Annotated in this window: 27 protein-coding genes, 2 tRNA genes and 1 pseudogene; 16 read left to right on the forward strand and 14 right to left on the reverse strand. The window is 37.8% G+C overall.

What is annotated here, in order from left to right; genetic code table 11:
- Window positions 1-8: 8 nt before the first annotated feature.
- From proQ to ABX891_RS10355, 6 genes are all read right to left on the reverse strand, one after another.
- A complete protein-coding gene (gene proQ, locus ABX891_RS10330) occupies window positions 9-659 on the reverse strand; it encodes an RNA chaperone ProQ (protein WP_002961909.1) in 651 nt (216 codons plus the stop codon).
- Between the two features lie 15 nt (window positions 660-674).
- Window positions 675-953: a hypothetical protein gene (locus tag ABX891_RS10335; RefSeq protein ID WP_002961910.1), complete on the reverse strand. Its 279-nt coding sequence runs from the start codon at window positions 951-953 to the stop codon at window positions 675-677.
- Entirely contained in the window at window positions 953-1,411 is a 459-nt protein-coding gene (gene msrC / locus ABX891_RS10340) for a free L-methionine (R)-S-oxide reductase MsrC (protein ID WP_182674352.1), read from the reverse strand. Before msrC ends, ABX891_RS10335 begins: the two co-directional genes overlap by 1 nt.
- Window positions 1,412-1,539: 128 nt before the next feature.
- Window positions 1,540-1,920 (reverse strand): hypothetical protein, encoded by a 381-nt coding sequence (locus tag ABX891_RS10345; protein ID WP_002961912.1) that lies wholly within the window; start codon window positions 1,918-1,920, stop codon window positions 1,540-1,542.
- 563 nt (window positions 1,921-2,483) lie between these two features.
- Window positions 2,484-2,574, reverse strand: a tRNA-Ser gene (locus tag ABX891_RS10350).
- An 83-nt stretch (window positions 2,575-2,657) separates the two neighbouring features.
- Window positions 2,658-2,748: transfer RNA gene (locus ABX891_RS10355), tRNA-Ser, on the reverse strand.
- Window positions 2,749-2,999: 251 nt separating this feature from the next.
- Between ABX891_RS10355 and ABX891_RS10360 the strand changes: the two genes are divergently transcribed.
- From ABX891_RS10360 to ABX891_RS10415, 12 genes are all read left to right on the forward strand, one after another.
- A complete protein-coding gene (locus ABX891_RS10360; protein ID WP_008133668.1) occupies window positions 3,000-3,665 on the forward strand; it encodes a Bax inhibitor-1/YccA family protein in 666 nt (221 codons plus the stop codon).
- Window positions 3,666-3,720: 55 nt separating this feature from the next.
- Window positions 3,721-4,074: a sulfurtransferase complex subunit TusD gene (gene tusD / locus ABX891_RS10365; RefSeq protein ID WP_354629420.1), complete on the forward strand. Its 354-nt coding sequence runs from the start codon at window positions 3,721-3,723 to the stop codon at window positions 4,072-4,074.
- Entirely contained in the window at window positions 4,071-4,427 is a 357-nt protein-coding gene (tusC, locus tag ABX891_RS10370) for a sulfurtransferase complex subunit TusC (protein ID WP_002962696.1), read from the forward strand. The genes tusD and tusC overlap by 4 nt, the downstream gene beginning before the upstream one ends.
- Window positions 4,424-4,690, forward strand: a complete 267-nt coding sequence (locus tag ABX891_RS10375; RefSeq protein WP_008133664.1) for a DsrH/TusB family sulfur metabolism protein — start codon at window positions 4,424-4,426, stop codon at window positions 4,688-4,690. Before tusC ends, ABX891_RS10375 begins: the two co-directional genes overlap by 4 nt.
- A 3-nt stretch (window positions 4,691-4,693) precedes the next feature.
- The gene (locus tag ABX891_RS10380) at window positions 4,694-5,023 is read left to right on the forward strand and encodes a TusE/DsrC/DsvC family sulfur relay protein (protein WP_002962700.1); all 330 of its coding nucleotides are present in this window, start codon (window positions 4,694-4,696) and stop codon (window positions 5,021-5,023) included.
- Entirely contained in the window at window positions 5,023-5,709 is a 687-nt protein-coding gene (locus tag ABX891_RS10385) for a pseudouridine synthase (RefSeq protein ID WP_354629421.1), read from the forward strand. Before ABX891_RS10380 ends, ABX891_RS10385 begins: the two co-directional genes overlap by 1 nt.
- A complete protein-coding gene (locus ABX891_RS10390; RefSeq protein WP_354629422.1) occupies window positions 5,702-6,142 on the forward strand; it encodes an NUDIX hydrolase in 441 nt (146 codons plus the stop codon). The genes ABX891_RS10385 and ABX891_RS10390 overlap by 8 nt, the downstream gene beginning before the upstream one ends.
- Before the next feature lie 246 nt (window positions 6,143-6,388).
- On the forward strand, window positions 6,389-7,489 hold the full coding sequence (gene mnmA, locus ABX891_RS10395) for a tRNA 2-thiouridine(34) synthase MnmA (RefSeq protein WP_354629423.1): 1,101 nt from the start codon (window positions 6,389-6,391) through the stop codon (window positions 7,487-7,489).
- Window positions 7,489-8,091: a high frequency lysogenization protein HflD gene (hflD, locus tag ABX891_RS10400; protein ID WP_024594681.1), complete on the forward strand. Its 603-nt coding sequence runs from the start codon at window positions 7,489-7,491 to the stop codon at window positions 8,089-8,091. Before mnmA ends, hflD begins: the two co-directional genes overlap by 1 nt.
- A gap of 31 nt (window positions 8,092-8,122) precedes the next feature.
- Window positions 8,123-9,493 (forward strand): adenylosuccinate lyase, encoded by a 1,371-nt coding sequence (gene purB / locus ABX891_RS10405; protein ID WP_002962710.1) that lies wholly within the window; start codon window positions 8,123-8,125, stop codon window positions 9,491-9,493.
- 88 nt (window positions 9,494-9,581) lie between these two features.
- The gene (locus ABX891_RS10410) at window positions 9,582-10,739 is read left to right on the forward strand and encodes a ribosomal protein uL16 3-hydroxylase (protein ID WP_354629424.1); all 1,158 of its coding nucleotides are present in this window, start codon (window positions 9,582-9,584) and stop codon (window positions 10,737-10,739) included.
- A gap of 154 nt (window positions 10,740-10,893) precedes the next feature.
- Window positions 10,894-11,352 (forward strand): GNAT family N-acetyltransferase, encoded by a 459-nt coding sequence (locus ABX891_RS10415; RefSeq protein ID WP_354629425.1) that lies wholly within the window; start codon window positions 10,894-10,896, stop codon window positions 11,350-11,352.
- A 62-nt stretch (window positions 11,353-11,414) separates the two neighbouring features.
- Here ABX891_RS10415 and ABX891_RS10420 read toward each other — a convergent pair whose 3' ends face one another.
- The 3 genes from ABX891_RS10420 to ABX891_RS10430 all read right to left on the reverse strand — a co-directional run bounded on the left by ABX891_RS10420 (window position 11,415) and on the right by ABX891_RS10430 (window position 14,105).
- The gene (locus ABX891_RS10420) at window positions 11,415-11,861 is read right to left on the reverse strand and encodes a DUF4826 family protein (RefSeq protein ID WP_165743163.1); all 447 of its coding nucleotides are present in this window, start codon (window positions 11,859-11,861) and stop codon (window positions 11,415-11,417) included.
- Between the two features lie 117 nt (window positions 11,862-11,978).
- Window positions 11,979-13,382 carry a M28 family peptidase gene (locus ABX891_RS10425; protein WP_354629426.1) on the reverse strand — a complete coding sequence of 468 codons (1,404 nt, stop codon included), beginning with the start codon at window positions 13,380-13,382 and terminating at the stop codon, window positions 11,979-11,981.
- 174 nt (window positions 13,383-13,556) lie between these two features.
- Window positions 13,557-14,105 carry a hypothetical protein gene (locus tag ABX891_RS10430; protein WP_354629427.1) on the reverse strand — a complete coding sequence of 183 codons (549 nt, stop codon included), beginning with the start codon at window positions 14,103-14,105 and terminating at the stop codon, window positions 13,557-13,559.
- 14 nt (window positions 14,106-14,119) lie between these two features.
- Between ABX891_RS10430 and ABX891_RS10435 the strand changes: the two genes are divergently transcribed.
- Window positions 14,120-14,917, forward strand: a complete 798-nt coding sequence (locus ABX891_RS10435) for a class I SAM-dependent methyltransferase (protein ID WP_024606106.1) — start codon at window positions 14,120-14,122, stop codon at window positions 14,915-14,917.
- A 6-nt stretch (window positions 14,918-14,923) separates the two neighbouring features.
- Here ABX891_RS10435 and ABX891_RS10440 read toward each other — a convergent pair whose 3' ends face one another.
- Window positions 14,924-15,391, reverse strand: a complete 468-nt coding sequence (locus ABX891_RS10440; protein ID WP_024606105.1) for a GFA family protein — start codon at window positions 15,389-15,391, stop codon at window positions 14,924-14,926.
- A 407-nt stretch (window positions 15,392-15,798) separates the two neighbouring features.
- Between ABX891_RS10440 and ABX891_RS10445 the strand changes: the two are divergent.
- Window positions 15,799-16,635: pseudogene (locus ABX891_RS10445) on the forward strand (hypothetical protein).
- Window positions 16,636-16,785: 150 nt separating this feature from the next.
- Complete coding sequence (locus tag ABX891_RS10450; RefSeq protein ID WP_354629428.1) at window positions 16,786-18,633, forward strand: ABC transporter ATP-binding protein; 1,848 nt, start codon at window positions 16,786-16,788, stop codon at window positions 18,631-18,633.
- A gap of 128 nt (window positions 18,634-18,761) precedes the next feature.
- On the opposite strand, the gene ABX891_RS10455 is transcribed toward ABX891_RS10450, so the two are convergent.
- The 4 genes from ABX891_RS10455 to ABX891_RS10470 all read right to left on the reverse strand — a co-directional run bounded on the left by ABX891_RS10455 (window position 18,762) and on the right by ABX891_RS10470 (window position 23,038).
- Window positions 18,762-19,181 (reverse strand): MAPEG family protein, encoded by a 420-nt coding sequence (locus ABX891_RS10455; protein ID WP_002963227.1) that lies wholly within the window; start codon window positions 19,179-19,181, stop codon window positions 18,762-18,764.
- A gap of 189 nt (window positions 19,182-19,370) precedes the next feature.
- Window positions 19,371-21,008, reverse strand: a complete 1,638-nt coding sequence (locus ABX891_RS10460; protein ID WP_354629429.1) for a tetratricopeptide repeat-containing diguanylate cyclase — start codon at window positions 21,006-21,008, stop codon at window positions 19,371-19,373.
- Between the two features lie 95 nt (window positions 21,009-21,103).
- Entirely contained in the window at window positions 21,104-21,757 is a 654-nt protein-coding gene (locus tag ABX891_RS10465; RefSeq protein ID WP_354629430.1) for a hypothetical protein, read from the reverse strand.
- Between the two features lie 177 nt (window positions 21,758-21,934).
- Window positions 21,935-23,038 (reverse strand): endonuclease/exonuclease/phosphatase family protein, encoded by a 1,104-nt coding sequence (locus tag ABX891_RS10470; protein ID WP_354630132.1) that lies wholly within the window; start codon window positions 23,036-23,038, stop codon window positions 21,935-21,937.
- Window positions 23,039-23,334: 296 nt separating this feature from the next.
- Between ABX891_RS10470 and ABX891_RS10475 the strand changes: the two genes are divergently transcribed.
- Window positions 23,335-25,638, forward strand: coding sequence for a peptidase U32 family protein (locus ABX891_RS10475; protein WP_354629431.1), 2,304 nt, complete (start codon window positions 23,335-23,337; stop codon window positions 25,636-25,638).
- Window positions 25,639-25,645 lie beyond the last annotated feature (7 nt).

Consider the following 25,645-nt stretch of genomic DNA (forward strand, 5'->3'; position numbering starts at 1 on the left):
TTTACAACTTAAACAATGTATAAGCTGTCAGCTTTGGTTTTAACTTGCATACCTGTTACTAACTCAACATGAACATCATCTTTGTTCACTTCAGTTATTACTGCATTTACAAGTGCTTGGCCAAGTTTAACCTTAACCTTATTATTAACCTTGACCTCAGTTGCTGGCAAAGGTTCAATTTTTCCTGAACGCTTAGCCGGCGCTGCTTTAGCAGGTTTGTTAGCTGCAGGAGCGTTTTTATCGCCCGGTTTGCTAGCATGAGCTGGTTTTTTCTTGAAAGATTTAGAATCTGAATCTTGGCGAGGACGCTGTTGTTTTTTGCGTTTAGCCATTTTAGCGCGGCTTTCTTCCAATGCTTTTTGTGCATGGTCGATATGCTCTTGCTCAACTTTTTCACCTTGATTACCATCAAGATCAATACGAAACTCTGACTTGGTCACAGCTTCTAAATAACGCCAGTTAGACGTGTATTTTCTAAGCGCTTGACGAACTTGAGTCTTACTTACTTTTTCAGACCCTTCAATACGCTCAGCAATATCTTTAAAAATACCTACTTTAAGCGGCTTGATGCCATCTTTTTGTTTAAAACATTGTGGGAATTCTTGATATAAAAATTCCAACACTTCATTAATATCTTTTAGCTTGTTTGTGGTTTCCATTTTAGAACCTATTTTTCACATCTTTTCATCAAGGGACGAATCGACGTAGTGTGTTACCCAGTCGACCAACTCTTCGAAATCGGCTTCTATAACAGCCATATCACCTCGAAGGTGTTCCCAAATACCATTTATCGTTTCATCAATAAATTCACATTCTGAATCATCTGGAAGACGATCCCATGCAATATGAATCAAATCATTGAGCGTTTCCGCTACATGTTCTTCTTCGCCTTCCCAATCGCCAACATCTTGTACAGCAAATAGGTAGTCTTGAACATTTAGCAAATCTTTCATTACAAGCTCGCCTCTAAGCATTTTACTAATGCTTCTAGACCGACTTTATCGTCAGCATCAAATCGACCAATACTCGGACTATCAATGTCTAGTACAGCAAATACTTTACCATGTTTCATGATAGGTACAACTACTTCAGAATTAGACGCTGCATCACAGGCTATGTGGCCGTCAAAAGCGTGAACATCTTCAATTAATTGTGTTTCTTCGGTTGCCGCAGCAGTTCCGCATACACCCTTTCCTACTGGAATACGAATGCATGCAGGGTTACCTTGAAACGGACCAAGTACTAATTCAGTAGGAGAATCCATAAAGTAAAAGCCCGCCCAATTCACATCCTCTAAAGAGGTAAATAACAGCGCGCTTATGTTTGCCATATTGGCAATTACATTGGATTCACCAGCTATCAGCGATTCAGTTTGCTTAACTAATGACTGGTAAAAATCGTGCTTTTGCATACCAAACTACTTCTTATTAAACATACAGTAGCTAAAGGTACTCTTTGTCGTGAAAAATTGGAACCTTTTGGAGGTAAAAAAAAGGAAATCACACCGTTTATCAGTGCGCTTGGTTAATAATGCTGCGATTATTTTTTTGCCGTTTTACGAAGACCAAACAAAAACAGCCCAGCAGCGAATGCTGACATTACACTATTGATCAAAAATATCTCCCCTGTTGTGGCACTTAATAAGTAACTAAATATCGCTCCGCCTAGTAGTCCAAGAGTTAATACCCCTGAATAATTAACTTTAGAATACTTAAACATGAGTAAATACCCAGGCACAACAAAAGCAGCCATTGTTAAGCCTACTATGTGTGCATTTGATATAGCAGTCATTAATAAGGTAAGAAATATTGATACAAACTCGCCTTCAAGCGTAAGTGAGTAATAAACACCAAGTAAACTGCCTACAATAACAGGCGATAATAACGAAAGCCCTACGCTTTTTGCTAGCTGATGTTTCATTTAAAATCCTTAATACACAAATCTAAATTCTATGTATAAAGCATGCACCAAGATCTAAAGGTTAGAAACAGAGACTATGGTCGTAATTTATGATTAAAAATAAACCTTATTGCAGTATGAGCCTATTACTTTATTAATAGGCTCATAAGTTTGGGTCACACTTATCAAAATGCTTATAACTTAGCTATTTTATTTGATAACTCAAAATGGCTAGATGTTACTATTTCCTCAAGCACTGCCACCCTTTTGCTCAACATCGCTGTTTGTTCCTCTAATTTTGTTATCTTGTTATTATTTAGTCCTTTAAATTTTGCGTGCGCTGCCATTATTGTAGTTTTATACCAATTCGCTTAATTAAGTGATCTATTTTGAGGGCGGAAAAACGTGTTGATAGCTAGGCAATAAATTCGCTATTTAGTTGTTCAAAATGAGAATTTTTTAACGCATGGAGCGACACGTCTAGCCCCGCAAAATGATTAAGTATTATTGCGGGTTTGTATAAGTGTACTAATTGTGTTACAAACACAAAAAAGCCCGCTAAATTAGCGGGCTATTCTGTTATATGGTGGAGAGATAGGGATTTGAACCCTAGATGGGCTATAAACCCATGCCGGTTTTCAAGACCGGTGCATTCGACCACTCTGCCATCTCTCCGATACTGCTAAGCTAAAAGTAAGAGTGTACTTATAACTATTTAAATGAATGATATTTTAATTACCACTCACTTATTAAATAAGTGGTGGAGAGATAGGGATTTGAACCCTAGATGGGCTACAAACCCATGCCGGTTTTCAAGACCGGTGCATTCGACCACTCTGCCATCTCTCCGCACGGCCTGCATAATAGGGAAACCCATCCCTTTTGTGAAGCTTTTTTTTAAATTAATTGTTTAAGTGCCTAAAAAACAATTGATTTGTTTAAAGTTAAAACAAAATGTTTTTAATTTAGCCATCAATATACTTTTATTTAAATATTTAACTCTATTGATCTACAAAGGTTTGCCCAAACATATAAGAGTTGGTAATCTAATTTTAGTTAAATTATCGAAACACACACGTTTCACTTAAAGGAGCTCTACAATGGCGTTTAATCAATCGTACAATACCGCGAAACCGGTAATGTCTACCATTGAAACAAACAAGGTACTTAAAAACACCTACTTTTTACTAGCTATGACACTTGCATTTAGTGCAGTTACAGCCGGTATTTCAATGGCACTACAATTACCTTACTTTATGGGAATTGTGTTTACACTCGTTTCGTTCGGTTTATTATTTGTTGTAAATAAAAAAGCAGATACAGCATCTGGTGTATTTTGGGTTTTTGCTTTCACAGGTTTAATGGGGGCAGGCTTAGGTCCATTGCTTAACCATTATGCTGCATTACCTAATGGCCCAATGCTAATTATGCAAGCGCTGGGCTCTACCGCGCTGATATTTTTTGGTTTATCGGCTTATGCACTAAATACTAAAAAAGACTTCTCATTCATGGGTGGCTTTTTAACGGTTGGTTTAATCGTAGTTATTGTGGCAAGCATTGTTAATATTTTCATCGGTAGTTCACTGATGTTTATGGTACTTAATGCTGCTGTAGTATTAATTATGTCTGGTTTAATTTTATTTGATACCAGCCGTATTATTAACGGTGGCGAAACAAATTATATTCGCGCAACTGTGTCACTTTACCTAAGCGTATATAACTTATTTACTTCTTTACTTGCTCTACTTGGCGCAAGTGATGACTAATTAAATAGTTCTGTTAAAATAGCCCCTTTATTGGGGCTTTTTTATTGGAATTGTTTTGGCACGCTTTGTTCTTTCATTACATACACCACCATCCGATCACGATACCACACAACGCATAGTTAAATTTGCGAATGCATGTTTAGCCCAAGGGCACACCATTGGTGCTATTTTTTTATACCAGCAAGGTATTTATCATGCATCTACCCACTTTGATTTATCCTCAGACGAGCTTCAAATTTCAGCACTTTGGCAGCAACTCGCTGATCAAAAACTAAATTTAATGCTGTGTGTTACCGCCGCGCAAAAGCGCGGGTTAGATATTAAAAACACAGGTGTATTTAAAGTCGCAGGGTTAGCTGAATTTGCAATGCTTGCAAGCGACGCAGATAAATGGGTGCAATTTAAATGATAAACGTATTAGTAATGAGTCAGTGCAGCCCATTTGACGATTTAAATATTCGTGATGCACTTGATATGACATTGATATTTGCTGCTGTTGATCAAAATGTAAGTTGGTTGTTTAGCGGCCCCGCCGTTTTAGCTTTAAAAAAGCATCAACAACCAAACAATATTGGCTTAAAAGACTTTTTTAAAAATATTAAAACACTCGAAATATATGATGTTGAAAACATTTTCGTGTGTGAAAAATCATTGCTTGATTATGGTTTAAATAAACATGATTTACTCATAGAAGCAAAAGCTCTTAACTTTAGTCAACAACAAACACTAATTAAAGCGCAGCAACATGTGGTGAACCTATGAGTACGTTACATATATTTTCAAAGCCGCTTAACTATTACTCGGCAAATCAGCTAGAGAACTTAATTTTATCAGGCGATAAGGTACTACTTGTTGGTGATGCCTGCTTTGCAAAAAAACAATTTAGACAATTTGCAGATACACTGTTAATACTTGAACAAGACGCGCAAGTACGTGCAATAAAATTAGCAGATAACGATAAAGCAATTAGCTATGAAGACTTTGTGGCACTCACTTTATCAACTAATCAATCAATTACGTGGTAACTCATGCTTGAATTTAACAACCAACAGATTGAAACCGACAAACAAGGCTACTTGCTCGACCATACTTTATGGTCAAAGGAGCTGGCGCCTATAATTGCTACTCAAGAAAACATCACACTTAGTGAGCAGCACTGGGAAGTTATTAACTTTGTTCGTGATTTTTACATTGAATATAACACCAGTCCAGCGATTAGAATGCTTGTAAAAGCAATGGCTAAAGCACTCGGTGAAGATAAAGGAAATAGCCTTTATTTATATAAATTATTTCCTAAAGGCCCAGCCAAGCAAGCAACAAAAATTGCCGGATTACCAAAACCAGCTAGGTGCATATAATGAGAGCTAAATCAGGCAATAATCAAGCAACACAAGCCAAGCCAAAAAGAAGTACTGGGCGTACTTATTCACGCAGTGCACTTAACAAAACGCCATCTGGTAAAAGAGGAATAAAGCTGCAAATAGCATCTAAAGACAGAAAAATTGTGTTATTCAACAAGCCGTTTGATGTGCTATGCCAATTTACAGATGACGCAGACAGAAAAACGCTTGCAGAATTTATCCCTATTAAAGAAGTTTACGCAGCAGGAAGGTTAGACAGAGACAGTGAAGGTTTATTGCTTTTAACAAACTGTGGGAAACTACAAAACACCTTAACTGCTCCTGATAAAAAAACGAATAAAACCTACTGGGCACAAGTTGAGGGTGAACCAACGAGTGAATCAATTAATGATTTATGTAATGGCGTAGAACTTAAAGACGGGCTTACACTCCCCGCTAACGTTAAAGTAATTGATGAGCCAACAATTTGGGCGCGTAATCCCCCTGTACGCGAGCGAAAAGCAATCCCTACCACTTGGCTAAGTATTACCATTAATGAAGGTAGAAACAGACAAGTTCGTCGAATGACCGCGCATATTGGCCACCCTACTCTTCGCCTCATTCGCTATAGCATTGGTAACTATACGTTGGATGATATTAATTGTGGTGAATACAAAGTAATTAAGGGCGTAGTTGATGCATAAACCGCATGTTACGGTTGCAGCAATAGTAAAAAAGCAAAATGAGTTTTTACTTGTAAAAGAGCGCGATAAATTTACAAAGCAAATTTGTTACAATCAACCTGCGGGTCATTTAGAGAAAAATGAGACGCTTGCACAAGCTGCAAGCAGAGAGCTACTTGAAGAAACAGGCTTAGCGCTTGAACCTATTGGCTTTTTAGGTGTGTATAATTTGCATGCCGATAACGCAGTGCACTATTTGCGATTCTGCTTTTTATTTGAAGCGCCTAATAATATAAAAACACCAATACCAATAGATTCTGACATTATCAGCGCTAACTGGCATACATTAGAGCAAATAAAATCATTACCGCTTAGGAGCCCTTTAGTGCTCAAGTGTGTTGAAGATAGCTTAAGCAAAAAGGCTTTGAGATTAGATACAATTTACGATGACTAAATTATAGTTTCCTCCACTAATCCCTAGTTTATGTATTTTGAGGAATTTGAAAGTATCATTTTTCATCAAAAAATCGATAAATAAATTTATACAATACTTCGTAAGGTTACTTTGCTATTTGTTATACAAATAAAATAGTGACAAATTATGTCCTTTGCCGCCCTACGCTCTTTAAGCACAAACAAAATACATGCTATAATCGCGGCCTTTCCAAGTTAACAGCAATCTGTATAAGCGAAATTATTCATGAGCGAAAATAGTCACATTAAAGTCATTGTTGGCATGTCCGGCGGTGTTGATTCTTCTGTATCTGCATATTTATTACAACAACAGGGCTACAAAGTAGAAGGCCTGTTTATGAAGAACTGGGAAGAAGACGACAATGATGAATACTGTGCCGCCGCTGATGACTTAAAAGATGCACAAGCCGTGTGCGACAAATTAGGTATTGAGCTTCACACAGTAAACTTTGCTGCTGAATACTGGGATAATGTATTCGAATACTTTTTAGCAGAGTATAAAGCCGGCCGTACACCAAACCCAGATATAATGTGTAATAAAGAAATTAAATTTAAAGCCTTTTTAGAATTTGCGGCTCAAGCACTCGGTGCTGACTTTATTGCAACTGGACACTACGTTCGCCGTGAACTTCGCGATGACAAATACGTAATGTGTCGCGGACTTGATAATAATAAAGATCAAAGCTACTTCTTATATACCCTAAGCCATGAACATATTGGCCAAACGTTATTCCCTGTAGGTGATATCGAAAAACCAGAAGTACGCCGCATAGCAGAAGAACAAGACCTAATCACGCACGATAAAAAAGACAGCACCGGAATTTGCTTTATCGGTGAGCGTAAATTTAAAGATTTTTTACAAAAGTTTTTACCAGCGCAACCTGGCGTTATCGAAGACACTGACGGTAACAACGTAGGCGAGCACGAAGGCTTAATGTACCACACGCTTGGACAACGCAAAGGCTTGTTAATTGGTGGTATGAAGGAAGGTTCTGGCGAACCATGGTACGTAGTTGATAAAGATTTAGAACGTAACGTACTTGTTGTTGGTCAAGGTAAAGATCACCCTCGCCTATACAGTAATGGTCTTAATGCAAACCAATTACATTGGGTAGACCGCGTTGGCCCTAAAGGTACCACTCGCTGCACAGTTAAAACACGTTACCGCCAAGAAGACTTAAGCTGTACCCTACTTGTAGGTGAAGACGGCATGGCTCGTGTATTATTCGACGAACCACAAAAAGCAGTTACGCCAGGTCAATCTGCTGTATTTTATGCAGAAGATGTGTGTTTAGGTGGTGGTATTATTGACTCGGTGATTAAGTAATGAATGAATACCAAGTCATGGCGCTTGCCGCCATGTGCCAGGTTGCTAAACAAGTTCAAAAAATTGCTCAATACGGCAGCAACAACGAACACGATTTAGAAATCTTACTTTCAAGTATTATTCAAACATCTCCTGAATCCCCAGAGGACGTTTATCAAGGTACAGATAACCTGCGTGATGGCTATAAAACATTAATGGCGCAACTTACTGCAGGCGCTCAAAAAGATGTTGAAATAGTAAAGTACGTAGGTGGTTTAATGCAGCTTGAGCGTGCACTCAATGCAAACGACAAGAGCTTAAACGAATTAGGCAAACGAATTGATGATATTCATCGTCGTTTAGATCATTTTGCTATTACCGACGAGAGCGTTGTTGCCGGTTTAGCAGATATATACTCGTCGGTGCTGAGCCCCCTTGGGCACCGAATACAGGTTTATGGTAAACCCGAGTTATTAAAACAGCAGCTCACTCAAAATAAAATCCGTGCCCTATTACTAGCCGGTGTTAGAAGTGCAGTATTATGGCGACAAATGGGCGGTAAACGCCGTCACTTTTTCTTTTCAAAAAGAAAAATACTCGCCATTGCTAAAACAAAAATTTAACTATCGTTCAAACTAAAATTTAGGAGTTATTATGGAGCTTTCAGCGTTAACGGCTATCTCTCCGGTGGATGGTCGCTACGGCAGCAAAACCACTGAACTACGCAGTATTTTCAGCGAATTTGGCTTAATTAAATACCGCGTAATTGTTGAAGTGCGTTGGTTGCAAGCGTTAGCTGCAGCAAGCGATATAAAAGAAGTACCTGCATTTAGCGAACAAGCAAATGCACTTCTAAACGCCATTGTAGATAACTTCAGTGAAGCTGATGCACAGCGCGTTAAAGATATTGAACGCACTACAAACCACGATGTTAAAGCGGTTGAATACTTATTAAAAGAAAAAGTAGCCGATAACAGTGAGCTTCATGCAATCAATGAATTTATTCACTTTGCTTGTACTTCAGAAGATATTAACAATCTATCTCATGGTTTAATGCTTAGCGAAGCACGTAACAAGGTTTTACTTCCTTATTGCGATGAACTTTTAAGCGCAATTAAAGAAAAAGCGATTGAGTACAAAGCAATCCCAATGATGACTCGTACGCACGGGCAACCAGCTACACCATCAACGATGGGTAAAGAGTTTGCTAACGTATACATGCGTTTAAAGCGTCAACGCGACCAAATTGCACAAGTAGAAATGCTTGGTAAAGTTAACGGTGCTGTTGGTAACTACAACGCTCACCTTAGCGCATACCCAGATTACGACTGGCATACTCACGCAGATAAATTTGTATCAAGCTTAGGTTTAACACTTAACCCATTTACTACACAAATTGAACCGCATGACTATATTGCAGAGTTGTTTGACGCAATTGCACGCTTTAACACTATTTTGCTCGATTTTGACCGTGACATGTGGGGTTACATCGCACTTAATCACTTTAAGCAAAAAACAATTGCGGGCGAAATTGGCTCATCTACAATGCCGCATAAAGTTAACCCAATTGATTTTGAAAACTCAGAAGGTAACTTAGGTTTAGCAAACGCTATTTTTGCTCACCTTGCACAAAAATTACCAGTTTCTCGTTGGCAACGTGACCTTACCGATTCAACGGTATTACGTAACTTAGGTGTAGGTATGGGCTATGCGATCATTGCATACCAATCAACACTCAAAGGTGTGAGCAAGCTTGAAGTAAACGAGCAACGTTTAGCAGACGAGCTTGATCAAAACTGGGAATTACTAGCCGAGCCGATTCAAACAGTTATGCGTAAATATGGTATTGAAAAGCCATACGAAAAACTTAAAGATTTAACACGCGGTAAACGTGTAAATCAAGAAATAATGGCTGACTTTATCGATGGTCTTGACCTTCCAGAGCACGCTAAAGTAGAAATGAAAAAACTAACACCTGCTAATTACATTGGTCGTGCTGTTGAGTTTATTGATGATTTAGTTTAAAAACTAAATTGCTCTTTTAAAAAGCGAAAGGATCATCCTTTCGCTTTTTTTGTTTTAACCCCATTGCACTAACTAGTAGGCATAATGTATGTATCAATTAAAAATAAATAATTTGTCTGAGCAAGAGTTTTTAAGCCATTTTTGGCAAAAAAAACCGCTTTTAATCAAACAAGGTTTTGCTGATTTTCAAGACCCGCTTGATGCTAATGAACTTGCCGGTCTCGCAATGGAAGAAAGCATAGAGTCGCGTATTATCACCAATCATAAAAATGATTGGCAAACGCACCAAGGTCCATTTGAAGACTTTGAGAAATTAACAGACGATCATTCTACATTGCTCGTGCAAGCAGTTGATCACTGGCATAGCGAAGCTGCACAACTACTAGAGCCATTTAGGTTTATTCCAAACTGGCGCATAGATGATTTAATGATCAGCTATTCAACGCCTAATGGTGGTGTTGGCCCACATTTAGACCAATATGACGTATTTATTATTCAAGGCGAAGGTAAACGTCATTGGCGCGTAGGCCTGCCCGATCCAACACTTAAGCAGTTTGCTCAAAACAAAAAATTACTGCAAGTAGAAGCATTTGAAGCCGTAATCGATTGCATATTAGAGCCTGGCGATATTTTATATATTCCACCAGGGTGCCCTCACGAAGGTTACGCTGTAGAAAACGCACTAAATTATTCAGTTGGTTTTAGAGCGCCAAATCAACAAGATTTATTATCAAGCTTTGCCGATCATATTATTGATACCGAAAGCGGCCAAAAACGTTATACCGATCACAACATCACGCTCAGAAAATCAAAAGGTGAACTTACAAACCTTGAAGTTGATAAAGTTAAAACACTGATGGCAGCACTTTTAGAAAATGACGATTTATTTAAACAATGGTTAGGCTCAACACTTAGTCAGCCCAAACATGAAATGGATTTAGCGCCAGTAGAGCCTCCATTTACGTCAGAGCAAATAAGCGATGATTTAAGTGATGAAGAAACAGTGTTTGAACGCTTAGGTGGCACACGCGCTATTTATCAGCAACTCGATACAGAAGTTTTACTAAGTGTAAATGGCGAAAATTACGCCATGCCGCTAACCGACTTAGCTGCGGTAAAACTACTTACCGATAATACTGAATTTGAAAGTTCAGCATTAAATTTAACAAACCCAAGTTTAGTTTTTACTCAAACTTTTACTACACTTGTTAATGAGGGGCTTTGGTTTAATATAGACCACGAGTAATAATACCAATTATATTAATAATGGTGAGCATTTTGCAGCGTAAAATATTATGTATACAGGTTAGTTAAAAATTTTAATTTTCACCTGATATTGGCTTAAATAATTTTGCTGTGATTGCTTACTCATTTTAATTGGCTATCAATAGGGGTTTGCTATGGGCTATCTGGTTGATAAGGTTGAATGGGATATAAAAAAAGATATGCTACAAAAAATTCGAGAGCGAGTTTTTGTTTACGAGTTACATATCCCCAAACACATAGAGTTTGATAGCCTAGATAAAATTGCATTACATGTACTTGTTACAGACGATGCAAACTGCCCTATTGCAACAGGTCGGCTGTGTACAGATGGCTTAATTGGCAGAATAGCTGTATTACCCGAGCACCGTAATCGCAAAGTATATACATCTCTTCTCAACTTTATTGTCGAATTAGCCTCAAACCAAGGTATTGAAGAAGTAAGCATTAATTGTATTTTAAATGAAGTAGAGCGTTTTAAGCGCAATGGCTTTATTCAGCAAGGAAATGTATTTATGGAGGCGGGAATTCCTAGGCAACGTATGCAATGCTCTGTTTCGGCGTTTAATACAACTCCCTTTACACTTGTGCACTAGATAAAGAAAAGGGCAATAAATAAGCTATCACCCTCTACATTGTTACTTAACCCAAACTGTAGCTACTTTGACTCATTTGCCCACAGCGGTTCATTATCATACATTTCATACAAGCCATGTGCTCTATTTATAAGTAAGTTAGCAAAATCTACCTGCGTTTTATCACGCGCGCCTGTACTCATAATTTGATCCGCTTTTAATTGCCACTGCAAAGAAAAATAACGCATTGCATCGCGTGCATCTGTTGCCGCACTAACCTCAGCATGATCTGTAGGTAACCGCCCTGTTATTACCCAATATGTTTTACCGTTCTGTGCTTTAAATTTCCACATTGCACAAAGTGGTGCTAAAAATCGACTGTCTTTATCAACTACTGATTTTGGCATAATACCCTTTTCAGCTAGATGCTTTTGCGCTGTTTGAAAACATTCGCGTTGCCACTGCATTCTTTGCTCATCAGTTATAACTTGTTCTTTTGCTGTTAACGGCTTTTTTTCTTGTTGTTGCATTTTTAATAACCTTTTACTTCTTTTTTAACACTCTAAGGGCTTAGTAAATAAGGTGCAAGTATAAAACGGTCATTTGCACCTTAAAGCGCTCTGTTTGCTGTGTTTTTAGCCAAACTATTATTTTATATTGTGATCAAACGAACCTACATCACCCGGAAAAACTACTGGAGACTCAATACCGTCTTTACTAACAGAGGCTACACCAAAGTAATAATTATCAATCACTACGTTTTTAAGTGTGTACTGTGAAACCCTACCAACGTATTTACTAAACTGCCATTGCGGCTCGCTCGTGTAACGCCAATAAATTTTATAGCCAGCAATATTTTCATCACTGCTTTGTTGCCATGAAAACGACGTATCAGCTGTAACAGCTCCCTTTATTTTAACTTCTTTTGGCGGTGCGGGTGCCCACGCCATAGACGCCATCGTTACCGCATTAAGTGAAGTTAACTTAGCCGTATAATCAAAATCAACGCCATCAATTGTATCGCCATACTCAACACCATTTTCAGTGCGTAAATCTTGATGCTGACGATCGTAGTGCTCGTTAGTTTCCATAATACGCACCGCTGCAAAACCTGCATCATTAAATGGACGATGATGCCCACCACGGCCAAATCTATCTAATCGATATACAAGCATTGTATCTAAATTAGGAATGTATCTGTCAGCAATAGTATCTATGTAGCGAGCTAAATTTCGACTCGCAGAATCGACTTCACCACCTGTAAAGCGCCGAGTATTAGCTTGCTCTTTTGTTTCTACAACACGGGTACCTTCTGAAAATATACGTGCAGTCGTGTTATTAGTTACCCCATTAATACCGGTAATATTGCCAATCATATCGTTGTTTAAAACGCCATGAACTTGCCAGTTATGCTTTTGTGCATAAGCCGTTAATATTTTACCGCCAAACAAACCTTGCTCTTCGCCCGAAAGCGCCGCGTAAACTACCGAACCATTAAATTTGTATTTACTTAAAACACGAGCTGCTTCTATTACTCCTGCCACGCCCGATGCATTATCGTTAGCACCCGGTGAATCACTCGTAAAGTCCATAACATCACTTACACGAGAATCTATATCACCCGACATAATCACCATGCGATTAGGCTCGCTTGACCCTCGTTGAATAGCCACAATATTAACCACTTCAACAGGATTAGGAATGCGCTTTTCGCCCGATATAGTGTCCTTTACTTCAATGATTTCCAAACAACCGCCACACTGCGCGGATATTTTTTCAAATTCATTTTTTATCCAGCGCCTAGCCGCACCAATGCCTCGAGTATCCGATTTAGTTTCTGAAAGCGTATGGCGAGTACCAAAATCCACCAGCGTTTGAATGTCACTACCAATACGTTCGGGTGATACTTGAGCTGCTATATCATGTAATTTTTGCTGTTCTGTGTATTGAAGTTGTGTTTTCCCATGTGCTGATAATGCAAGTGTGCAGGCGCCTGCAATTGCAGTAAATTTAAGTAACGTTGTTGTGATTTTCAAAGGTGTTTTAAGCATCTATTAGCTCCTAATTATTATAGTGTAACCATTACTTAGCTAAGGTTTTATGGCAATACATTTGAGGTAGATGTAGAAAGGATCACGCTAAAGCGCATTGACAAGAGGTTATTAGGATAGTAGAAAGCCCACTACCTTTTATAGGTACTGGGCCAAAATTTATTATGCATATTTTTAATGAGTAGTTTTAATATCAAATTCTTTCAAAAAGGCCTCATGTCCTCCTAAGCTTGCAAGCACACCAGCAGAAAACATAAATATTAATACAAATGCTAAACAGCTCAAAAACTCCGAACTATTTTCAGGATTAATATAGTAGTTAAGTAAAAAACCACTCAATACACCTATAAAAGCTATTTTGCTAAATAAAAAGTAACTCGGGATCTCAGATGCCCAAACAGAGGTATTGTTTACAAACTGCCTATGTCCATACGTCATAAAAGCCAACATACCAACAATACTAATTGCAAAAGTAGACACTGTGGTTAACACGCTCATATTTTTATAAATAAGCACATACCCTAATCGTAAAGAATAGATAAATAGCGCAAACCACGCTAAAACAGCAGGCCCTAGAATCAACCCCATTTCCAATCCTTGAATAACGTCTAAGTGGTTAATTGCTAATACAATATTATATTTAGAGGTTAAATTACAAACCTTGTTACACAATAATCTATAAAAAAATGCGATTTTCGTGGCACACTGTAATTGTGTATACATTAATAGTTTAAGTTATGCGTCAGCTAAAAGAAGATACAATTAAAAGTAACCTTATTGAGTCACAGCAAAGTGCATACGGCCCAGTATGCGTGTATCAAAACAAAGAATACCGTTGGTTAACGCTTGCACAAAAAACCAATGAAGATATAACAATTCAAGGCGTTATGAACCTTATACACCCTGAGCAAGTAATAGTGCCTGTAAACCAATGTATGATGTTATTTTTACTTAAACCGGTAGATACACTAAATATATTAAATTTAGGTTTAGGCACGGCAGGGTTTGAGCGAATTATGTATCACTTACAAAGTAATACGCCTTACATAAACACCATCAATACATTTAACACGGTAGAAATAAACCCAAGCATTGCCTTAATTGCAGCCCAGCACTTTAAGTTACCTATTAAGCACAGCAGCTATTTACAATGCGCCGAGCAATATATTACCCAATGCACTGATCACTTTAACGTAATCACTATCGATATTTTTAGTGGTGAATATCATCAGCCTTTTTTAACCAGCGATAGCTTTTGGCAAAATATAAATCGCTGCAGTGAGCAAAATACGCAAGTAATCATTAATTTAAACCCACAAACTGGCCAAGAGCTGCAAATGCTTTTAGTACTTTTAAGGCAACACTTTAAGTGCTTAGCGATAATAGAGTTTAACGAATACAAAAATATAGTGATCATACTAAGCCAGCAAACATTAATGCATATAAACGTTGATGAAATACAAAACTCACCGGTGTTTATAAACTTTGCACCAAACCTTTATAAAAGTATTAACAGCATTTACCACATTGAATGAAACGCTTTACCGTCCAGGTTCATGTTTTTCATAGCACGGTAAGCTTGTTTCGAGCTGCTCCCAGTTAGCTTTAGACGTAACAAAATTATGCGATAATACCTGCTCAGTAATATAGGTATCGAATATTCCTAAACGAATTCGTATTCTGCTTTTGTCATCACTGTTGCTACTGTAAACAGGCGAGCCACAACATCTACAAAAATAACGTGTGCGCCCTGCTTTAAAACTATATTCACTGAGTAGTTCTTGCCCTTTTGTTATTGTAAAGTCACTTGTATTTACAAAGCCATTGGTTGCAAATGCAGTCCCGCTGTTTTTTCTGCACAGTGAACAATGACAATGGATAATAGTAGGGCGTGTTGTTCTTTGGTGGTTGAATTTGCAGCAGTGTGTTTGGTATTTAGGCAAGGCAGAGCCTATGATATGTGGTTGTTCCCCATACATAGGCGATAACGTAGCATAAAGACCAAACATGCGCTGCCCTTTGGGTTCTTGCTAGGGACGATTGACTCTTTGTTGCTCGGTTTTTACTTAGCCCACTAGGTTACAAACCTTGCGCCGCGATTAAATCGCCCCTAGATTGAACAAATTTCAATCCATAAAGATCAACACGCCCTAGTTATACTGCCCGACACTTCAACGTTTACCTCACCACACAAACACGAACCCGTATACATATAACATCCTAACTATTAAATTATTTTAAACTCAGCTGAAATTTGCTGAGTTGATTTAATGGATAAGTTTACTGGTTAATTTTTTGAATGGAATAATAATTTTTGTATCTTCGCAGTTCCCACGCCATTAGCTATTACTTTAATGATTGACATAAAAAAAATAAATTGGTTAACCAAATATCAATAATATTACGAGAGCCAATTATGTCTTCCAAACACATTTTAATTCTATGTTTGTTTAGCACGCTATCAGCATGTTCAACTATTCAAAAAAATACATCGAGCGATTGGCTACTTATTGATGACTTTGAAAATTCACTTAGCAAGTGGCAAAGTGTCGATACGCAAAATGAAACTAAGCCACAGGTTAAAAACCCACAAATAACAGTTATACAATCAGAACAAGCAAACTCATCAACAAATCATTATTTACTAAAAAAGCCTGCGGCTGAGAGCATTGTAGGAAATCGTAAAGCGCTTTCTTATACAAAACTTCCACAAGCGGTTGAAGTTGGTCAAACCTACACATTTTATATGCGTATAAACTTGGCTGCTTTTCCTAATAACCATGCTTTTGGATTAAGCAACCTTACGCCAGAGCTAATTAATAAACATGCGTACGATGCGTTTGAGCCTACACTTCGCGTAACTGATAAAACAGAATCAAACGGGCTTGTAAACGATGGCGCATTAATGGTTAAAACCGACAGCGGGTATAGCAACATTCAAAACTACACTACCAAACAGTCAGCTAAACCTCTGCAAACAAATACCTGGTACGACGTATGGTATGTTGTTAATAACGCAGCAGTCTCAGAGCAAGGTCAGCAATATGATGTTTAAGTAAAAGGCGGTGAATTTAGCAAGCAAACACTGGTGTATAAAAATGCACAATTTAGAATGAAGCGCGAACAACCTCTTATATATTTTTTAGCAAACTGTAATACAGGCCCAATTAAAAAGCCTTACGGAAATGGTGGCCTCAGATATGACGATTTATACATGAGCAAAGGTACAAACCTAAATAACCCAATGCTATAAAAGTAAGTGAAGTGTTTTTAGGTGTTCTTTTATACATAAGTTTATATTAATAACGCTCTAGCATATTCACAATTAATACCTTACAAACCTGCATTTAAAAATACTTAAATGGTATAATAGCGACCATTATTTGCCATTTAAGTTTTTAAAATGTATCGATTATTTGAAAAAATGACAAAAGCATTTCCTGAGGATCAACCTACTCAGCCGCCTTCGACTTTATTTGCTTTTTGTCGTCACTACACCAAAGGAATGGAACTGTCGTTGCTGCTTATGTCAATCAGTGCCGCCATGCTCGCTATTTTAGAGGTTTCTTTATTTAGCTATATGGGGCAGCTTGTTGATTGGTTAACAGCCTACACGCCCGAAACCTTGTTTGTAGAGCAAAAGTCAGAGCTTATTAAAATGGCTGTCATGCTGCTATTAGTATTGCCCGTAGTCGTATTTTTTCATTCTGCTATTTTGCACCAAGCATTGCTTGGCAATTACCCTATGTCGATTCGCTGGTTAGCGCATCGTTATTTACTGCGCCAAAGTGTTAGCTTTTATCAAAATGAATTTGCAGGAAGAATAGCCACCAAAGTACTGCAAACTTCTTTAGCCGTTCGCGAAACAGTGACCAAACTACTCGATGTATTAATGTATATCATGGTTTATTTTGGCTCAATGGTATTTTTAGTTGCCGAAGCCGATTGGCGCTTAATGATCCCTTTATTAGTTTGGTTGGTTTTATACATTTGCGTGCAACTTTACTTTGTACCGCGCCTTAAAAAAATTGCCAGCTCACAAGCCGATGCGCGCTCAGAAATGACCGGCCGTATTGTTGATAGTTACACTAACATTTCAACTATTAAATTGTTTTCGTATACCCAGCGTGAAGAGCAATACGCAAAACAAAGCATGGATGTATTTTTACAGCCTGTGTACAAGCAAATGCGCTTAGTAACCAGCTTAAACTTTGTTATTCAAAGCTTAAATTACCTATTAGTATTTTCGGTTGCCGCTGTATCACTTTATTTATGGTCACTTAGTGCAATTAGCGCCGGCGCCATTGCAGTTGCTGTTAGCTTAGCGCTCAGATTAAACGGTATGGCGCAGTGGATCATGTGGGAAATAAGCAGCTTGTTCGAAAACATTGGCACCGTAGCCGATGGTATGAAAACACTTTCTAACCCTATTGAAGTTGCCGATAAACCAAATGCTGATACGCTTAACGTAAGCCAAGGTGCTATTGAGTTTAACAACGTACACTTTAACTACGGCAAAGCTGAAAACGAGACTAATCGCAGCCCTGTAATGAACGGTTTAAACTTAAATATTAAACCTGGTGAAAAAATTGGTTTAGTCGGTCGCTCTGGTGCGGGTAAATCAACACTTGTTAACTTATTACTGCGTTTTTACGATACCGACTCTGGAACAATAAAAATTGATGGGCAAAACATCACAGACGTAAGCCAAGAAAGCCTACGCCGATATATAGCTATGGTAACGCAAGATACCTCCTTGCTTCATCGTTCAGTAAAAGACAATATTTTGTACGGTCTCCCCGATGCAACCCACGATGAGATGATCAACGCGACCAAACAAGCTAAGGCGCTTGAGTTTATAAACGACTTGGTCGACAGCAAAGGTAATAAAGGCTTTGATGCACAAGTGGGCGAACGCGGTGTTACGCTTTCGGGCGGTCAACGTCAACGTATTGCTATTGCACGTGTACTACTTAAAAATGCACCCATACTTATACTCGACGAAGCCACCAGCGCACTCGACTCAGAAGTAGAAGCCGCAATTCAGGCAAGTCTTGATGACTTAATGACTGGTAAAACAGTTATTGCCATAGCGCACAGGCTCTCAACCATTGCACAAATGGATAGATTAATTGTACTTGATGACGGCGGCGTAGTTGAGCAAGGCACTCATGAAGAATTAATCGCTAAGGGTGGAATATACGCAGCACTATGGACACACCAAACAGGCGGGTTTATAGGCGTCGATTAACCATTAATATTACCTTACGGTAGAGGTAGTTTTATTCTGCTTCTACTTTAAACAAAAAAGCGAAGATGCCTTAAAGGCTCTTCGCTTTTTTTATCGTTATAAATAAATTTTATAACTTTTTTTATAAATTAAGAGATTAGTCTTAACCCTATCATTATCAGCATAACCACATTAGCAAGTACGCCGATTAAAAAAAAGTAACTACGTGGGCTTGGGTTTTTCTCCGTTGCTATAGCGTAGTACAGCGCCATGTGAATTAAACGCGCAATTAAATACACCCAAATACACATTGCAAAAATCGGGCTTTGATAATTAATTACAAACGCAAATAACACCGTACCTATAAATAATGCGCTGTTTTCAAGCGTATTATGAAACGTACGATGCGCTCTAAATATAAAGCTGTCGTGCGATAAATCCTCGTCAATTTTACCTGGTACAGCATTTGGTTCTTTAGCTTTGCTAAACGTAGCCACAGCCCACTGTACAAGCAACATAATTAAATAGAGGTAAAATGCCAAATAGGCCGAAAGTGCAACTTCAGTCATTATTAAATCCCTTGTTTTGTTTTTAACTTAGTATTGGTTGCAATTTTAAAGCCTAAGTTAATACACTGATATTAAAAGGGTTAATCTAATAAGCCTAATTACATATGTAAGTAACGCACAGCATTGTATAAAATTTACTTGTTATAATTTAAAAAAATAACATCAAAACTAAACTGTATACTGCTGGATTTACTCCGATCTATAAAGTTTAAACTCTTCAAGTGAAGCATCCCATAACGCTACCTGATTACGCCCCAAGGACTTAGCCTCATAAAGAGCTAAATCAGCCTGTTCAATCAACTCAGAAGGTGTTCTTGCTTTAAATTTAATAGACGTAACCCCAAAGCTACACGTAACAGGAATATCATCAAATGTCGCTTTTTCAACTTTAATACGAATAGCCTCAGCTATACGTATTGCTTGCTCTTGAGTTGTGTTGGGCAAAATAATACAAAATTCTTCGCCACCAAAACGGGCCACGCTATCACTTTTACGTATATTAGCTTGTAAAAGCTCGGCTACGCCACAAAGTACTGTGTCGCCAATGCTATGCCCATAGGTGTCGTTAACGCTTTTAAAGTGATCAATATCGACCATTAAAATACAGTACTCTTCAATCTGAGGTAAATCCAAAAAGTCGCGATTCATAACCTCAAATAAAATACGACGGTTATAACAATTGGTTAAAGGGTCTCTTGCTGCCAAATAGTCTAACTCTTCATTACGTTTTTTAGAGGCAATAAAACTTCTATAAACCAGTAATACAATAGCTAAACAAGCGGCTAATAAAAATGCGAGCGCAATACTGGCGTATTTATTCTTTGAAAGCTCTAGCTCTGATATAACTCTAGCTTGGGCGGCGATTTCAATTTGATTATTTTTCTTTTCAAGCTCAAGCTGATGGCGTTTTTCTTTTTCTCTTAACGTCTCAAGCTCTATTTCCATTTTGTGCGAATGTAAATGTGCTTTTTCAAGCGCCAACTTATCTTCACTTCTTTCATTTTGAATAATATCGGTTAGGGCTATTTCTTCTTCTGCATGACGAAGTGACTCTTCTATACGACCACGCAATTTTTCTGCTATTCGAATTTCACGATAGGCATATAGCATATGTAATTTATCATCTATTTCGGTTGATAAAGCGAGTGACCTTTTCAGTAAAGAAATCGCCTCATTTGTATCAATACCAATTAAAATGCCCGCAAGCGCAGTAAGCGACTTTATCTCATAAAGTTTACCACCTGTTTCTCTGGCAAACGACAATGACTCTTTGTAATACTCTATAGCCTTGTTGTTATTTCCTTGGGCACGATAAATATTACCAATAATACGTGCTGTTGTAGAAATGTACGATGTAAGGTTTTTGTTTTTATAAGTGATATAAGCTTTTTTAGCATATTGCATTGCTGATGCTAAGTCGCCAGATTCGAGGTTAATAACAGCCATTTCTCTTAAAGCTGAAGCGAGCGTTTTTTCCTCGACCATACCTTTTGGCAAATCGATGGTTATTTGATAGAAAAATTCGGCCTGATCAAACTGCCTTAATCGTGTATATACCAGTCCCATTTGATTTGATGTTTTAGCAATCCCAAGCATGTTATTTACTTTTTTATAATATAAATATGCCTCATTTATATGTTCAAGTGATTTTTCATAAAGATTAATATGACGATAAATAATACCCGCCCCTAGTAATGCTTTAGCAAAGCCGGCAGGATCGTCAATGTCTTTATGTATTTCTAATGCGCGAGTGGAGTAATCAAGGGCTAAAACTAAGTTATCTAAATAACGGTGTGCTTCTGCTAGTGTATTTAAAGTACGCGCCATTAGCTTTAAATCACCTAAATTAGAATATACCTCTAAAGCTTTTGTATAAAAGTGAGCCGTTTGCTCTCTATTTTTGAGGCGTTTGTACGACTGAGCTAATTTTTATACGTTTCACCTAACTGTCTTTGTATTAATTCGTCTTCATCAACAAGGTATTTTAAAGCAGATGTGTATTGCGCGTTCGCGTTATTGTACTTTTTTTGTTCATAAAACGAATCCCCCTTAGTAAGGAGCACCTGCGCTATAATAAAGTCATCGCCATACACAAGGGTTGTTGGTAATAAAGTTTCAATGCGGGTAGTAAGTTCGTCATAACGTTTTTCTTCTAATAATATATTTATATAATTAATAGACGCCTTTATTTGGTTTCGTGAATCATTTAATTTGCTGTAGTAAACAGAGGATTGTAAAAAGTGCTCGAGCGATTCATTAATATTGTTATTTTTTTTATTCGCCCTACCTAGCAAGTTATGTAGCTTTGCGCTAAGTAACATGTCATCAGCACTTTGCGCTTGTGACAACAACGCCTTACTTAGTTCAATACTTGTTATAACGTCAGTATCCATAAGTAATTCAGCTCTTTTTAGCAGCCCTGCATTAGATTCATTAGTTAAACTGTATGAGGTTGTTTCTTGTGCGTAAGCGCTGTTTAAGCTAACAAACAAAGCAAAAAGCAAAGCTTTCACTAAAAATGTAAAATTATAAATTCGCTTTACAATGAAACTATGTATTTGCGAAGGTAAATCCATATTTCGCTTATGATTCAAGTAGGTATAAAATTCCATATTTACCATTTTAGTAATTTATTATTAATACAATTCAAAAGGCTGATAATAAAATATACAAACCGGCGCAATACATCAAGTATTGCTGCTATATGAATACTTTTAATTTATAATTTTAGCATAATTATGCATAGAGCAAGCCTAGCTTCTTAGTTTTAGTGTAACTAACACAATACCATGATCGGTACTTAAATCATCACGCTCAAATTCGGGGTTAATTAAGTGACGATCATAAGTATTATACTCAATCACCTCAAAAAAACTGCCAAGGTAGCTGGCATCAAACTCACATGATAATAAAATATAATCAAGCACGGAGCTGCTCGCGCCATAATAATGTGTTGGTGGTCTTAAAGGCATAAGCTTAGTTGCATTAACATTTTTTGCTTCGTTTTCATCAGCTAAATCAAAAATGCTATTGCTTTCACTATCGCTTATTTCATCGCTAGTCATTGCCCCGCCATTTAATAGGTCATCTTCGCTTAGCTGCGACTTAACAAACAAATCCCATGAATCATTTAAACAATATTTAGCGAGGTAGGTTTTAGCATCAAATGCAGGCGCAAAGCGTAGCGTACTTGTCAGTAAATGGCTTAATACGCCATCCACAAGTTCATTATTAAAGTCCCCCATTAATAGCATGGGTTGTTGCGTAGCTTCGCGACGAGCAATCATTTGTATCATTAGTAATGTAGCTTCACTGCCACGCTGAATAGTTGAGCCCCACCCACCCGCTACATTCGCTTTTAAAATTTCAATTATGTTTTGCTCGGGTGTAAGCTCTTTATTATGCTCATCGACATTAATCATTGGGCGCTTAGATTTAAAATGCACCACGTAACAATCGGTATTGCCTATATGCGGCAGCGTTATAGTTGCTCTTAGTACTTTGCGACTAAAAGTAAACTCACTATTAAGGCCAAGCGCAATTGCAAGCTCACTATCGTGCTCAACCGCTGCTACTTCAACTATGGGGTATTTAGAGGCGATTGCCACTACGGGGCGTTTATAAATAAAGTCATCAATCACCTCTGGCGTATCAACTACAGCAAAGTAATTATAACCTTGCTCGCCTACTAGCCCTTTTAATGAGTCAATGCTAAACACTTCCTGAAAACCAATCACATCAGGGGCATGTTCTGTTAAGTAATCAACAATCCAACGCTGCTTTTTAGCCCACTGCTGCGCGGTATAAATTTTCTCAAACTCATAGTATGCATTGGGCGGCTCAAGATAGTTAAACAGGTTAAATGTGGCTATTTTTAGTTGGGTGTTAATAATTCCAGATTCATCACTGTTTAAATCTGTATCTAACTGTTTAAGATCTTGATTGCTGATGGGTATCGCCTAAGTAAAGTTGAAAGTGTTGCTGGCTTATAAACTATCATTTTATTACATGTTTACGTAATAAATCAGCCAGCTTAATTGTAATTTTATACACTCTTTTATTTTAGTCTTTATTATATCCCTCAATAAATAGCATTAACGTGCTTAACCATATAAAATTCGCGGCAATTAAATATGAGCAAAGCGACATTGTAATGAGTAGAAAGATTGAACTATTAGCCCCAGGCGGTGATGTTAACGCGGTAAAAGCCGCCATTGTAGCCGGTGCTAATGCGGTTTATTGTGGATTAGATACCTTTAATGCACGTAACCGAGCGTCTAATCTTTCGTTTGATGAGCTTAACGGCGCACTTCGCCTAGCCCATGAATACGGATGTGAAATATTTTTAACGCTAAATGTAGTTATATTAGAGCACGAAATGGGCGCGCTCTTTAAGCTACTTAACCAACTCGTAAATACCACGCTCGATGGCATTATTGTGCAAGATTTAGGGTTGTTCAATATAGTTAAAAAGCACTTTCCTACTTTGCATATTCACGCATCAACTCAGTTAACTACGCATAACGAATCACAGGTTGAGTTTTTAGCGCGCATTGGCGCTACACGTGTAAATTTATCGCGCGAGCTTAACCTAACTGAAATTAAAATATTGACCGACGTAGCGCACAAATGCGATGTATTAACCGAGGTGTTTGTACATGGTGCATTATGTATTGCGTTTTCGGGACAATGTTATTCAAGCTCAGTAAGTGTGGGTAACTCAGGTAACCGTGGTCGTTGCTCACAAGCCTGTCGTGATGAATACGAGCCAACGGCTATGGGTAACAAACATCCGTTAAACTTAAAAGACAATTCAGCCTATTTTGATTTACCAGAGCTGGTAGCCGCAGGTGTTGACTCGTTAAAAGTAGAAGGTCGCATTAAAGGTGCTAACTACGTTCATACCGTTATTGATAGCTGGCGCAAACAAATAGATACCTTTGTACAAACAGGTAACTTAATTGAAGACGATTCAAGCTTATACAAAGTATTTAACCGTAATTTCACTAATAAGTTTTTGCAAGGTGACATGACAAAAAACATGTTTACCGACAACCCGCGCGACCATAGCTTTGATCACGCTAACGAAAAGAGTAACGCGATTTCGGTTGTGCAAATTTACGATGCACAACAAGAACTCGCCGCAGAAAAAAATGACATTGATACGTTAGTTAAAAAGAAGATTGAGTTTTTAGATATTTCAAAGCGTGAGCTTCGTTTGGAATTTTCAGGACAGTTAAACCAGCCATTTACTGTAACGCTGGTTATTAATGATAAAAACGATAGTTCGTTAATAAATGAAAGCGCAAATTTAAACACTGAGCAACCTCAGCGCTTTGAAGTGCAATCGCAAATGGTTATGCATACCGCTGATAAATCAGTTGTTGATATTGCTGCCATTGATAAGCGCTTTAAAACCTTTAGTAATGCCAATTTTGAGATTAAAAATATGGATTACTCAAACTTAGGCAACAACTTAAGCATTCCGTTTAAGGAGCTTGCCCGTATTAAAAAGCAAGTCGCGTTTTTATTAAACGAAGGCAAAGACGTCCTCGCCCCTGTTGAACTGCCAAAACTAGTAAACCACCCTAAAGCCGATAACAAAACAACACTCTCTATTTTAATATCGGACATAAAAGACGTTCATCTATGTGATTTAACAGGTGGCGATGTTTACTTTAAATTACCAGAGAGCTTTAGAACCGATAACGATAAATACATTAATGTATTTTTAGAGCACCCACAGTTAATTCCGTGGTTTCCAGCCGTGTTAATTGGTAAAGATTTTGAAGAAGCGGTACGTTTGCTCGAGGTTGTAAAACCTAAGCTTATTATTAGTAACAACACAGGCGTTGCATTTAAAGCAGTACAAATGGGTATTGACTGGATTGCAGGCCCGTTGTTAAACACCACTAACTCTTATGCGTTACTAACACTACAAGAAGATTTAAACGCAAAAGGCGCGTTTATTTCAAACGAAATAAACAAACCACAAATGCGTAATATTAAACGCCCTAACAACTTTAAAATGATGTACAGCATTTATCATCCAATACTAATGATGACCAGCCGACAGTGTTTTTTCCAGCAAACCGTTGGCTGTAAAAAACCACGTATTGATGCCAGCTGTATGCTGAGCTGTAAAAAGGAAACAACCGTTACCAATGTTAAAGGCATTAGTTTTGCCATTGATAAACAAAAAGGCGGCTACCCGAGCATTTATAATCATGAGCAATTTTTAAATATGGATATTGTGACCGATTATGCCGATAAGTTTGACGAGTTCATGATTGATTTAACTGACATTGGCTCAGGCGATAAAGAAAAACTAGATAAAGCCGTGTTACTCGCCCATTTCCAAGATTTAATTAGCGGGCAAACACAAGCGGTTGAACACTTAAATCACATGGTAAAAGTAAAAACACGTCAGCAATATGTTGAAGGCTTAAACAGCTAAGGTAAGT

Source organism: Pseudoalteromonas sp. NCIMB 1079, from assembly GCF_040567695.1.
In the GTDB taxonomy this organism is placed as follows: domain Bacteria; phylum Pseudomonadota; class Gammaproteobacteria; order Enterobacterales; family Alteromonadaceae; genus Pseudoalteromonas; species Pseudoalteromonas distincta.